General features: G+C 66.1%; 14 protein-coding genes and 1 pseudogene. 13 read left to right on the top strand and 2 right to left on the bottom strand.

Annotation, left to right across the window (positions count from 1 at the left end; translation table 11 throughout):
- From DWF00_RS04180 to DWF00_RS28975, 3 genes and pseudogenes are all read left to right on the top strand, one after another.
- The coding region (locus DWF00_RS04180; RefSeq protein ID WP_114830171.1) for an autotransporter domain-containing protein at positions 1–284 on the top strand (284 nt) is incomplete at its 5' end.
- Between the two features lie 291 nt (positions 285–575).
- Positions 576–1736 (top strand): annotated as a pseudogene (locus DWF00_RS04175) (IS30 family transposase).
- Positions 1733–2152 carry a hypothetical protein gene (locus DWF00_RS28975; RefSeq protein WP_147283726.1) on the top strand — a complete coding sequence of 140 codons (420 nt, stop codon included), beginning with the start codon at positions 1733–1735 and terminating at the stop codon, positions 2150–2152. Before DWF00_RS04175 ends, DWF00_RS28975 begins: the two are co-directional and overlap by 4 nt.
- 19 nt (positions 2153–2171) lie before the next feature.
- Here the strand turns inward: DWF00_RS28975 and DWF00_RS04170 are convergent.
- Positions 2172–2941, bottom strand: a protein-coding gene (locus DWF00_RS04170; protein WP_181832718.1) for an IS5 family transposase whose coding sequence is annotated in 2 segments (ribosomal slippage) — positions 2172–2624 and positions 2627–2941 — 768 coding nt in all. Because the reading frame shifts where the segments join, the coding sequence is not laid out codon by codon here.
- 125 nt (positions 2942–3066) lie between these two features.
- Here DWF00_RS04170 and DWF00_RS04165 point away from each other — a divergent pair.
- From DWF00_RS04165 to DWF00_RS04155, 3 genes are all read left to right on the top strand, one after another.
- A complete protein-coding gene (locus DWF00_RS04165; protein WP_114830139.1) occupies positions 3067–3492 on the top strand; it encodes an Imm50 family immunity protein in 426 nt (141 codons plus the stop codon).
- 194 nt (positions 3493–3686) lie between these two features.
- On the top strand, positions 3687–4571 hold the full coding sequence (locus DWF00_RS04160; protein WP_114830138.1) for a LysR family transcriptional regulator: 885 nt from the start codon (positions 3687–3689) through the stop codon (positions 4569–4571).
- A complete protein-coding gene (locus DWF00_RS04155; protein WP_114830137.1) occupies positions 4568–5428 on the top strand; it encodes an amidohydrolase family protein in 861 nt (286 codons plus the stop codon). The genes DWF00_RS04160 and DWF00_RS04155 overlap by 4 nt, the downstream gene beginning before the upstream one ends.
- On the opposite strand, the gene DWF00_RS04150 is transcribed toward DWF00_RS04155, so the two are convergent.
- A complete protein-coding gene (locus DWF00_RS04150) occupies positions 5413–6252 on the bottom strand; it encodes an NAD-dependent epimerase/dehydratase family protein (protein ID WP_114830136.1) in 840 nt (279 codons plus the stop codon). The genes DWF00_RS04155 and DWF00_RS04150 overlap by 16 nt on opposite strands.
- A 240-nt stretch (positions 6253–6492) precedes the next feature.
- Between DWF00_RS04150 and DWF00_RS04145 the strand changes: the two genes are divergently transcribed.
- From DWF00_RS04145 to DWF00_RS04115, 7 genes are read left to right on the top strand one after another with little or no spacing between them, the layout of a single operon-like run.
- Positions 6493–7323, top strand: a complete 831-nt coding sequence (locus tag DWF00_RS04145; RefSeq protein WP_114830135.1) for a substrate-binding periplasmic protein — start codon at positions 6493–6495, stop codon at positions 7321–7323.
- Positions 7324–7374: 51 nt separating this feature from the next.
- Positions 7375–8043 (top strand): amino acid ABC transporter permease, encoded by a 669-nt coding sequence (locus tag DWF00_RS04140; protein ID WP_114830134.1) that lies wholly within the window; start codon positions 7375–7377, stop codon positions 8041–8043.
- Positions 8040–8699 carry an amino acid ABC transporter permease gene (locus DWF00_RS04135; RefSeq protein ID WP_114830133.1) on the top strand — a complete coding sequence of 220 codons (660 nt, stop codon included), beginning with the start codon at positions 8040–8042 and terminating at the stop codon, positions 8697–8699. Before DWF00_RS04140 ends, DWF00_RS04135 begins: the two co-directional genes overlap by 4 nt.
- Positions 8696–9472, top strand: a complete 777-nt coding sequence (locus tag DWF00_RS04130; protein ID WP_114830132.1) for an amino acid ABC transporter ATP-binding protein — start codon at positions 8696–8698, stop codon at positions 9470–9472. The genes DWF00_RS04135 and DWF00_RS04130 overlap by 4 nt, the downstream gene beginning before the upstream one ends.
- A 58-nt stretch (positions 9473–9530) precedes the next feature.
- The gene (locus DWF00_RS04125; RefSeq protein WP_114830131.1) at positions 9531–10643 is read left to right on the top strand and encodes a mandelate racemase/muconate lactonizing enzyme family protein; all 1113 of its coding nucleotides are present in this window, start codon (positions 9531–9533) and stop codon (positions 10641–10643) included.
- A gap of 53 nt (positions 10644–10696) precedes the next feature.
- Positions 10697–11482 carry an SDR family oxidoreductase gene (locus tag DWF00_RS04120; protein WP_114830130.1) on the top strand — a complete coding sequence of 262 codons (786 nt, stop codon included), beginning with the start codon at positions 10697–10699 and terminating at the stop codon, positions 11480–11482.
- Positions 11483–11492: 10 nt separating this feature from the next.
- Positions 11493–12194 carry a ribonuclease activity regulator RraA gene (locus DWF00_RS04115; protein ID WP_114830129.1) on the top strand — a complete coding sequence of 234 codons (702 nt, stop codon included), beginning with the start codon at positions 11493–11495 and terminating at the stop codon, positions 12192–12194.
- Positions 12195–12234: the final 40 nt, after the last annotated feature.

The raw sequence follows: 12234 nt of genomic DNA, 5'->3' as shown, positions 1-12234 counted from the left end.
CCTCGACCAGCTTTGCAATGCAGGGCATGGACCTGACCCTGCGCGGCGCTCTCGCCTGGCGCCACGCCTTCGGCGATGTCGACCCGGCCGCGACGCTCGCCTTCGCCGGAAGCAACGCCTTCACGGTCGCGGGCGTGCCGATCGCGAAGAATGCCGCGCTGGTCGAGGCCGGGCTCGACCTCGCCATCAGCAAGAGCACCACGCTGGGGATTTCCTATACCGGCCAGCTCGCCAGCGACGCGCAGGACCACGCCTTCAAGGCCAATCTCGCCATCAGGTTCTGAGCGAGAGGCTCGGGGATCCGGCTGAGGCCCCGGCGCAGGGGCTTCGATCCACAACGTCGGCTAAAGGGTCGGCAGCGCAACTCAGGCCTACCCAGCGGTAACGTCTGCTTCTGGGCAATGCGCCAATGTCTGCAAATGGCGCGATCAGGGCGTTCGCGCCGGAGGTCGCAAACTTCAGCTTCCCACCCATTGCGGAAATTAGCGGTGGGTTCCCGGAGCGCCCAGCTTTGGCGGTGGGCTCAACGGGTGAACGCAACACGCTACTTTTTCTTCGGAGATGGAGCGTGGGTGATGAAGCAGCGGCGGCGGATCTATTATTCGGCGGCCCAGCGGGCTGAGATTTGAGATCGTTGGAAGGCCGGCGAGTCGATGAGTTCGATCGGACGGCGTTTCGATCGAGCGTCCTCGTCGGTGTTTTCGGTTCTTTCTCCGACCGGCGGCATCCGGCCTCCAGACCGGACGCGGGCTTCGCGCGCCCTCAGTCTGGGCGAGCGGGAGGAAATCTCTCGAGGGCTCAGCACCCGCTGCTCGCTGCGAGGGATCGCTCGGCGGCTGGGTCGATCGCCATCAACGATCAGCCGCGAGGTTCTGCGCAACGGCGGGCCGGAACGGTATCGCGCGACAGGCTCCGATCAGGCGGCCTGGGACCGGGCCTTGCGTCCAAAACGCTGCAAGCTGGCTTGCCGGCCTGCCCTGGCCCGGACAGTATCGGGCAAGCTGCGGCGGAACTGGTCGCCCGAGCAGGTCGCCGGCTGGCTCAAGCGCGCTTGGCCCGGGGAGCCGCACAATCAGGTGTCGCACGAAACCATCTATCGCAGCCTGTTCATCCAGACGCGAGACGTGCTGAAGAAGGAGCTTCTGGATCACCTCAGGGCCCGCCGAACGATCCGGCGCTCAAGGCACGCCACCCTGAAGCGGAACGGCCTCGGCCAGATCAAGGATGCGGTCTCCATCAGCGAACGGCCCGCATCCGTCGAGGATCGCGCCGTGCCCGGCCATTGGGAAGGCGACCTGATCGGCGGCGCCCGGAACAGCTACGTCGCCACGCTGGTCAAGCGTCACTCGCGCTACGTGATGCTGGTCAAGATCGCCAACAAGGATACCGAGAGCGTCGTCTCCGCCCTGATCAAACAGTCCCGGAAACTGCCCGGCGAACTCTATCAGTCCCTGACCTGGGATCGGGGCAAGGAGCTCGCCGATCACAAGCGCCTGGCTCTCGCCTCGAACGTCGAGGTCTACTTCTGCGATCCCAGATCACCCTGGCAACGCGGCTCCAACGAAAACACCAATCGGCTGCTGCGACAGTACCTGCCTCACGTGACCGACCTGTCCCTGCAAAGCCAGGCCCAGCTCAGCGCCATCGCCCGACAGCTCAACGAACGGCCAAGAAAAACCTTGCTCTATCGAACCCCAGCGGAGACCTTCGCCGTGTGTGTTGCAGCGATCAGTTGAGCACACCACCCGTAGCGGTCTTGGCATATCCCAGATTTCACGCGATCCTGCGCTGGAGATCGCGGCAGGTTGGCACTGTGAGAATAGGCATCAACCTTCGTGGCGACCTCGCCAAGCTAAATGATGAAGCGCTAAAGTCCCAACTCGAAAAGTGCGTCGCCGATCGCCAAGCGCTTGCACCGCACGTTGGCGACGCGTTGAGCCGACGATTTTATGAGAATCGCGTCTCGATGCCGTTCGGTAGAGGCCCTTTTCATGCTCGTATCTTCTACCGGATCATGGCCCGAATGTACGGCCTGCCTTTGAACGGATATTCACTGGGCGACCTTTACCTATTGGATTGCGAGATCAAGGACATCATTGGTGAATTGAAGCGTCGGGAGCATATCGCCCGACGGCAAGGTCTCAAGCGCTGACAAGCGACAGCTTCTTACTCTAGGTGACCGACTCATAACTTCGCAGCCAGATGCGGATTGAAGCGAGTTGGACGGATGCGAGGAAGTTGTCGTCTCGCTTGTCGTAGCGGGTGGCGATGGCTCTGAAGTGTTTGAGTTTGTTGAAGAAGCGCTCGACGGCGTTGCGTTGGCGGTAGACCCATGCGCTGAAGGCGAAGGTCTTGACCCTGTTGGGCATGGCGCGGACATTGGCCCATGCACCGCGCGCGTCCATCTCTTCGCGCAAGGCGTCACTGTCGTAGGCCCTGTCGGCGAGAAGGATGTTTCCCGGCTCGACCGTGTCCAGCATGTCGGCGGCCGAACGCCCGTCATGAGCCTGGCCTTCCGTCAGCTTAAGGCGGATCGGGCGGCCTTCAGCATCGACAAGGGCGTGGATCTTGGTGGTCAGGCCGCCGCGCGAGCGACCCATGCAACGGGATCGCTCGTCTTTTTCTGGCCGTTGGCGGCATGCTGGTGAACGCGGATCGACGAGGCGTCGATCATCTGGATATCGCCATCATAAGCGGCTGACACGGCTTGCAGAATGCGTGCCCAATGCCCGGCCTTGCGCCATCGGTTGAAGCGGTTGACGCAGGTCGTATGCGGTCCATAGCGCGCCGGGATGTCGGCCCACGGCGCCCCGGTGCGCAACCGCCAGAAGATGCCGTTCAGAACGCGACGGTCGTCCACGCGCGCAACACCGCGAACCTTCGTCGGCAGAAGCGGCTCGATCACCGACCACTCGAAATCCGTCAGATCAAACCGAGCCATCTCAACCTCCAAGGCTGAGATCATTGAATCAGAACACCAGGCCGCAGGGAATCCAGTTTATGGGTATGTGACCTAGAGCTCCAGAAGGCTTCCGGCCGCTGGCGGAGATAGTGAGTGAACGGTCGATGATCTACGCTGATATCCCCGGAGGGCCCGAGCTTTTGCAGTGGTTTGGAGGTGCACCCACTTTCCACGACGCAGAGATTATCCAGCTCCATCTGAACCGAAATGGTGTGAGCACGCTCCGCCTTCATGGCTGGGTCATGACCAATGAGGTCGATGAAAAAGGTTTCTTCGTGCTGCAAAAGCACGCCGTCGTGACCTTTGCGATTGAGGGCATACAGGACCTCAAGCTGGACGGGTTCAGCCACCAAAATGTAATAGGCGGACTTACGCTGGACTGGGCTCCCGATCGCGGGCGGAGCAACTATTTTCCAATCCCCCCTTCCGCTCGGGATATTGAGATCGAGCTTGAGCCCTGCTTCGGGATGGATGGTCATATTCGTGCCCAGCGGGTCAGCGTCACATTCGAACCGGGGAAACCCGCCTAACCCCAGGCAGAATCCAACTAGTAGGAATGTGCGAACTGGCCTTGCGGTTGCAACACCAGACTGCTACACCAAGAGCACCTTGAGACACTAAATTACTTATTATAATCAATGCCGTGGCGGATGGCGGACCCTGTCCCACCCCTTCCGCCATCGGCGTTGCCGCCGCCCTCGCGCTGTGGCTACAAAGCGCCGGAATGGATACGCGCTTCCTCGAAAGTTTCACGACGGTCGTCGAAAGCGGCTCGCTGGCGGAAGCCGCGCGGCGGCTGAACCTGACCCCGGCCGCCCTGTCGCAGCGCATCCGCGCGCTCGAGCAGGAACTCGGCGTCCGCCTCCTCGCCAGGACCGGGCGCACGGTCAAGCCGACCGAGGCCGGCGCCGCCATCCTGCTGCGCTCCCGCGCCTTCCTGCGCGAGGTCCGCGATCTGCGGGCGCTCGCGGCCAGCGGCGGCGTCATCGGCGAATTGCGCCTCGGAGCCATTTCCTCGGCGCTGACTGGGATCCTGCCGGATGTGCTGCAGGGCCTGTCGTTGCGCTACGAGAATCTCGACCTCTACGTCGTGCCCGGCACGTCGAAGAACCTCTATGCCGATGTCCTCGACGGCAATATCGACGCGGCGGTGATCGTCGAGCCGCCATTCGCGTTGCCGAAGACCTGCGGCTGGCAGCTCTTTCGCGAGGAGCCGCTGATCCTGCTGACCCCGGCGGCGATGAAGAAGACCGACGTCAAGGACATCCTCCGGCGCGAGCCCTTCATCCGCTACGACCGCAATCATTGGGGCGGGCGCTATAGCGACGCCTATCTGCGCAAGGCGGGCATCAGGCCGAAGGAGCGCTTCGAGCTCGATGCGCTCGATGCGATCGCGGTTCTGGTCGACCGAGGACTCGGCGTCTCGCTCGTGCCGGACTGGTCGCCGCCCTGGCCGGAGGGGCTGGCGCTGAACAAGATCCGCCTGCCCGGCTCGGTGCTGGGGCGGCGCATCGGCCTGGTCTGGCTGAGGAATTCGCCGCGCTCGCGGTTGATCCGGGCCTTCACGGACGAGGTCCACACGACAGGCTGGGATGGCGGGGTGCGATGATGGCAACTGACGTGACGATGCTGGCGGGCGCTGCAGCGGCGCAGCGCCTCGGGCCGATCTGCGACTGCCACATGCATATCTACGGGCCCTATGACCGCTTCCCTTTGCCGGCGGGCGACAAATCGCCGGAGCGGACGCTGGCCGACTACCGGCTGGTCTGCGCCGGGCTGGGCATCGGCCGCACCGTGTTCGTCCAGCCCCTGGCCTATGGCACCGACCATAGCGCCATGCTCGCGGCCATGGCCGAGACCGGCGCCCCCAACGCGCGCGGCATCGCCATCGTCAGGCCAGATGTGCCGGAGCACGAGTTGAGCTCCCTCTCCGCCGCCGGCATGCGCGGCCTGCGCATCATGACGACCGAGCCCGGCGCGATGTCGCTGGCGGATGCGCCCGCGATCGCGCGCCGCGTCGCGCCGCTGGGCTGGCACCTGCAGATCCAGGGCGATGGCCGCGACATTGCCAACTGGCCGGCGGTCATCGCCGCATTGCCGACCGATGTGGTGATCGATCATCTCGGCCGCCTGCCCCTGGGAGACGGCATCAACGGCCCGGCCTTCAAGGCGCTTCTGGCGCTACTGCGGACCGGGAAGGTCTGGCTCAAGCTGTCGGCGCTCTACTACGGACTGCGCGATGGCGATGCCGATTGGTCGGAGGTCGCGCTGCGCGTGCAGACGCTCGCCGCCGAGCACCCCGACCGGCTGGTCTGGGGGCTGAACTGGCCGCACCCGCGCTTTGCCATCGGCAGCAAGCCCGACGATGCCGTGCAGTTCGAGGAATTCCTGTCGTGGCTGCCCGACGAGGGCCTGCGTAGGCGCATCCTCGTCGACAATCCGGCAAGGCTCTACGGCTTCGGCTGACGCTCGCGCCGCAACTTGGCGCGCGCGGCCTCATCGACATAGTCGTGCGACGAGCGCGCCCCGCCCTGGAAGAATACAGCCGGGTCGGCGGGGTCGAGTGGCGAGGCGGAGCCGGTGACCTCCACGGCGAAGCTCTCGGCATTGTCGCGCGGGCGGAAGCCGACATAGCCCGCCTTGCCGTTGTCCCACCACGACCTGTCATTGTCGGAGACGCCATAGAGCGCGGTCCAGCCGAGATGCGGCGTCGTCAGGCAGCGCAGGACGAGCTGGTCGAGGTCCTCGAGGCTGAGCCAGGTCGCGAGCGAGCGCTCGTCATTGGGCTTGGCTAGGGCGGAGCCGATGCGCAGGCAGGCGCTCTCGATGCCGTATTTGTCCCAGTAGTAGCGCGAGAGCGCCTCGCCGAAGCATTTGCTCACGCCATAGAGGCTGTCGGGGCGCAGCGGCGCGTCGAGGTCGATCTGCTCGCTGCGGGGATACATGCCGATGACGTGGTTGCTGCTCGCATAGACCACGCGCAGGACGTTCTGCCGGCGCGCCGCCTCGTAGAGGTTGTAGGTGCCGGCGATGTTGACCTCCATCACGCTGCCCCAGTCGTTGCGGCTGAGCGAGCCGCCGAAATGGACGATGGCGTCCATGCCGGAGACCAGCTGCTCGACCGCGGCCGCATCGCGCAGGTCGCAGGGAACGACCTCCTCATTCTCCCCGGCAGGCTCGACCGCTGCGACGTCGGAGAGCCGGACCTGCTTGAAGGCCCGGCGCAGGGCCGGCCGCAGCTGCCGGCCGAGCGCTCCGGCGGCGCCGGTGAGGAGAACGGAATTGAACATGCCAGGGCCTCTTTGCGGGGATTGGTCCAGCGAAACGGGCTCGCGATCCGGACGTGGATGACGGCCTGCCGGAGGCAAATCTAGCCGATGGTGGCCATAACGGGACATTACTTTTTATGATGTTCTGAACGTAGGTCAGCATAGGTTGACCGATTGATTTCGCGGCGCCCATACTCCCCCACACAACAAGATGCCGGGCCGAAAAGAGCCGGGCACATGCTCTCAAGGGGAGGATTTTCGATGCGCTCGAAGAAGTGCCTGACTCTGCTCACGTCGCTCATTGCCGCCGGCCTGGCTTCGGCCGCCTGGGCGCAGGAGCCGCCCGCGCCGGGCCAGAGCCCGCGCATCGACAATATCCGCAAATCCGGCGTCCTGCGCGTCGGCATGCTGGCGAACCCGCCCTGGCTGTTCGAGAACACCACCGGCGGCAGCCAGCGCTGGGAAGGCCCGGCCTGGGTGCTGGTCAACGAATACGCCAAGCGGCTCGGGGTGAAGATCCAGGAGGTCGCGGTCAGCAACGACACCAAGATCCCGGTGCTGCCGACCAACCAGGTCGACCTGACCCTCGCGCCCGTCGCCGAGACGCCGGAGCGCCTGGCGGTGGTCGATTTCGTGCTCTACTCGAAGCAGAGCCTGTGCATGTTCGGGCTGGCCTCGAACGAGCGCTTCGCTAAGGCCAAGTCGATCGACGACCTGAACGACCCGAGCGTCACCGTCGCCTATCTCGTCGGCGCCGCGCAGGAGCCCTGGGTCAAGGAGCGCTTCGCCAAGGCCAAGCAGCGCGGCCAGATCACCTCGAACGTCGTCCCGGTCGACGAGATCATCGCGCGCCGCGCCGACGCCGCCCCGGTCAACACCTTCGCCTGGATCGCGCTGAGCCGGAAGGTCAAGGGCCTCGCCGTGCTGCCCAAGGAGAACAACTGCCAGGACAGCAACGAGAAGTCCCAGCCGGTCGGACTCGCCGTCAACAAGAACGAGGACGTCTATCGCGATTGGCTGCGCAAGGTCGCCGACGGCATGTCGGGGCCGCTGCGGACGGAAGAGCTGCGCGTCATCAACGACAAGATGTGAGCGAAGGTCGCCGCGGTCCTGCGATAGCCATCTGATCGGGGCGAGGTTCCGGTGCTCGAATTCGATTTCTCGCCGCTTGTCGAAAGTTGGCGCTTCCTGGCCCTCGGCCTCTCGGTGACGCTGGGGCTCTCGGCAGCGGTGATCGTCTCCTCGACCGTGCTGGGCGTGCTCGTCGGCGTCGGGCGGGTCTACGGGCCGCGCTGGCTCAGGCTTGCGCTGACCTTCTATGTCGACTCGATGCGCGCGGTCCCGGTCCTCGTCGTGCTGATCTGGACCTTCTTCGCCTTCCCGCTCGCGTTCGGCGTCACGCTGCCGCCTTTGGCCGCGGCCTTTGCGGCGCTGACCGTGCATGTCGGGTCCTATGTCTCGGAGATCGTGCGCGGCGGCATCGAGTCGGTGCGCGCCGGCCAGATGCGGGCGGCGCTGGCGCTGGGAATGACCACCAGCCAGGCGATCCGCCAGGTCATCCTGCCCCAGGCTGCGATCAGGATGCTGCCGCCCTACGCCTCGATCGTCACCATGACGATCAAGGAGACCGCGGTCTCGGCGGTGATCGCGGTGCCGGAATTCATGCGCTCCTCGGAGGTCGTCTCCTCGCAATCCCTGAGGCCGTTGGAGGTCTATACGGTGGCGCTGGTCGTCTACTTTCTGCTGATGTTCCCCGTGGCCCGCGGCGTCGACCGGATCTACCGCCGCCTTGCTCACCTGGGGCGGTCATGACCTACGACTGGAGCGTCATCTGGCAATATCGCGGCGCCCTGCTGAGCGGCGTCGGCACCACCATCCTGCTCTCCGTGCTGACGATGGCCATCGCGCTGCCCGGCGGCGTGCTGGTCATGCTGATGCGGCGTTCGCCGATCGCGCCGGTGTCCTGGCTGGGCGCGGCCTATGTCGAGTTCTTCCGCAACGTCCCGGCGATCCTGCTGGTCTACTGGACCTTCTACGTCCTGCCGATCGTCGCCGCGATCGACATCCCGCCCTTCACCACCGGTCTGCTGGCGCTGGCGCTCTCGGTCACAGCCTACAACGCCGAGGCCTTCCGGGCCGGCGTGGGCTCGATCAGGCAGGGGCAGTGGAATGCCGGCCTCGCGCTCGGCATGACGCGCAGCCAGACCTTCCTGAAGATCGTCCTGCCTCAGGCCGTCTCCCGCGTCGTCCCGGCCATCGCCAATAACTGGGTCTCGCTGTTCAAGAACACCTCGCTGGTCTCGGTCATCGCGGTCGGCGACCTCGCCTACAACGCGATGCAGATCCGCTCGCAGACCTACCGAATCCTCGAAGTCCTGACGGCGCTCGCCGTCATTTACTGGGCCCTCGGCTTTCCCCAAGCGAAGTTCGTCGACTGGCTGCAGAAGCGCTACGGAGTGAAGGAATGACCGATGCCGCGAACTCTGGCCGCGTCGGCGCCGATCGGCCTCCGGTCATCCTCTACGAGGAGGTGGTCAAGCGCTATGGCGGCTTCGTCGCGCTGAACGGCGTCTCGGCCCGGGTCCACCAGGGCGAGGTCGTCTGCCTGATCGGGCCGTCCGGCTCGGGCAAGTCGACGCTCCTGCGCTGCACCAACGCGCTGGAGGCGATCGAGGGCGGCCGCATCGTCTTCGAGGGCCAGACGCTGCCGACACCCGCGCTCGCCGCCCCGGTGCGCCGGCGCATGGGCATGGTCTTCCAGAATTTCGAGCTGTTCCCGCACAAGTCGGCGCTCGAGAACGTCGCGATCGGGCCGAGGACGGTGCTCGGGACGGCCAAGGCCGAGGCCGAGGAGAAGGCGCAGGCCCTGCTCGTCAAGGTCGGCCTGGCCGACAAGGCCGCGAGCTATCCGAGCGAACTATCCGGCGGCCAGCAGCAGCGCGTCGCCATTGCCCGCGCGCTGGCGATGGAGCCGGAGGTCATGCTCTTCGACGAGCCGACCTCGGCGCTCGATCCCGAGACGGTCGGCGAAGTCCTCAACGTCATGAAGCGCCTCGCCGAGGAGGGCATGACGATGATCGTCGTCACGCACGAGATGACCTTCGCCCGCCGCGTCGGCAGCTGGGTCGTCGTCTTCGACAAGGGCCGCGTGGTCGAGGAAGGCGTGCCCAAGCAGGTCTTCGAGCAGCCGCGCGAGCAGCGCACCCGCGACTTCTTCAGCCACCTGTCGTGGAGCGGCTGATGTCCCCGCCCAGCACGCCGCGCCAGGCCACATCCCTGCACCACCGGAAGCTACGCCCATGAAGATCGCACGCGTCCAGGCCTATCACCTCACCAACATCCCGATCACGCCGCCGCCCTTCCGCAAGCTGCCGAATGTCGAGCAGGCTATCATGGTCGAGATCGAGACCGATGACGGGGTCGTCGGCTGGGCGATGGGCGGCTACGCGCATCCGATCATCGTCAACTTCATCAACCGCTACATCCAGCCGGTGATCATCGGCGAAGACCCGGTGCTGACCGAGCGCATCGCCTACAAGCTCTGGAAGCAGTTCATCTTCACCCATCGCGACCTCGGCCGCTCGCTCGTCAGCGCGCTAGCGACGATCGACATCGCGCTCTGGGACATCAAGGGCAAGGCCTGCGGCCGCTCGGTGCACCATCTGCTCGGCGGCGCCTTCGACAAGATCCCGGTCTACATCACCCATGGCGCCGCCTATGGCGGGGCGCCGGTCTACAGCGTCGAGGAGCTCGCGGCGGAGTCTGCCCATCTCGTCGCGCTCGGCAACAACCACCTCAAGAACACGGTGGGACGGCAGACCGTGCCCGATCCCGACGACGACTACATCCGCATGAAGGCGATGCGCGACGCGATCGGCCCGAACGTCAAGCTCGCCATGGACGGCAATGCCCGCATGACCGCGGTCCAGGCAATCCGGCTCTGCGAGATGTGCCGCGAGCTCGACATCGCCTTCTTCGAGGAGCCGCTGCTCGACAACGACCCGCGGCTGATGCTCGAGCTCAAGGCCAAGACCAGCATCCCGATGGCGATCGCCGAGAACGCCAAATACTCGATCCGGGACCAGCTGATCGCCGGCGCCGTCGACATCGTCCAGCCCAACGTCAACAACGATGGCGGCTATACTGCCGGCGTCCGCATCGCCGGCATGGCAAAGGCCTTCAACAAGCCGATCAGCCATGGCAACGGCGCCGGGCCGCATAATGTCGCGCTGCAGGCCGGCCTGATGAACGGCACGCTGGTCGAGTACCATTTCCACAAATGGATGGCCTACAACGCCATCTTCGAAGAGGTGCCGCAGCCCGTCGACGGCTTCCTGCACGTCTCGACCAAGCCTGGCACGGGCCTCTCGCCCAAGGACGGGCTGATCAAGGAATTCAACACGCCGACCTGACGCGGGAGAGCCTTCTCTCCCGCGCGTTTCGTCACGGACACAAGGACTGGCCGATGGATTTCGGTATCGATGGCAAGACGGCGCTGGTCTTCGGCGCAGGCGGCGGCCTTGGCGGCGCGATCGCGCGCAGCCTAGCGCAGGAGGGCGTCGCGGTCGTCGCCGCCGACATCAACCTGCAGGCGGCGCAGGACACGGTCGCGGCGATCCAGGCTGCCGGCGGCAAGGCCGAGGCGCTGGCCTGGGACCTCGCCGACCTCTCGGCGATCGACGGCCACATCGCCGGGATCGAGGCGAGATGGGGCGGGGTCGACATCCTCGTCAACAATACCGGCGGGCCGCCGCCGACGCCGGCCGCCGGCCAGGAGCCGGCCCTCTGGGAGAGCAGCTTCCGGGCGATGGTGCTTTCGGTGATCGCGATCACCGATCGCGTCCTGCCCGGCATGCGCGCCCGGCGCTGGGGCCGCGTCGTCACCTCGGCCTCCTCGGGCGTCGTCGCGCCGATCGCCAATCTCGGAGTCTCCAACGCGCTGCGCGCCAGCCTCGTCGGCTGGTCGAAGACGCTGGCCCGCGAGGTCGCCCGCGACGGCATCACCTGCAACGTCATCGTGCCCGGCCGGATCGCGACCAAGCGCATCACCTTCCTCGACGAGCAGAAGGCGAAGCGCGAGGGGCGCAGCGCTGAAGCGGTCTCGGCCGAGAGCACCAGCACCATCCCGGCCGGCCGCTATGGCGACCCGCAGGAATATGCCGATGTCGTCGCGTTCCTCGCGAGCGCGAAGGCCTCCTACGTCACAGGCTCGATCGTCCGCGTGGACGGCGGCCTCATCCAAAGCATCTGAGGAAACCACCATGGCTCTCGATCAAGCGGCTATCCGGACATTGCAGGCGGTCTCGACGGCCACGCTGACCACCGTCCTGCTCAAGAAGGGACTGCGCAACGTCTGGATGAGGGGCACGAAGCCGCTCAGGCCCGGCCAGCCGCGCATCGTCGGCCCGGCCTTCACGCTGCGCTTCGTCCCGGCGCGCGAGGACCTCGCGACCCCGGCCTCCTGGGCCTCGCCGATCTCGACGCGCGCCGCCATCGAGGCGATGCCGGAGGGCTGCGTCGCCGTGGTCGACGCCATGGGCGTCACCGATGCCGGCATCTTCGGCGACATCCTCTGCGCCCGCATGGCCAAGCGCAACGTCGCCGCCCTCGTCACCGACGGGGTGGTGCGCGACGTCGCCGGCGTGCTCGACACCGGCCTCAACGTCTGGTGCGACGGCATCTCGGCGCCGCCCTCGGTGGCGGGGCTGACCTTCGTCGGCTGGCAGGAGCCGGTCGGCTGCGGCGGCGTCGCCGTCTTCCCGGACGATGTCGTGGTCTGCGACCAGGACGGCGCGGTCCTGATCCCCGCCGCCTATCTCGACCAGATCCTGGCCGAGGCGCCGGAGCAGGAGCGCATGGAGGCCTGGATCATGGAAGAAGTCGGGCGCGGCGAGGCACTTCCCGGCCTCTATCCGATGAACGAGGCGACCAAGGCGCGCTACGCGAGCAGCGCGAAGCGGTAGCGGCCAGCCTCGGCCCTCGCCGTTCTCTCAGCCATGTCGG

The organism is Allobosea caraganae, assembly GCF_003351345.1.
GTDB lineage: Bacteria > Pseudomonadota > Alphaproteobacteria > Rhizobiales > Beijerinckiaceae > Allobosea > Allobosea caraganae.
This window is presented reverse-complemented; position numbering and strand designations above follow the sequence as displayed.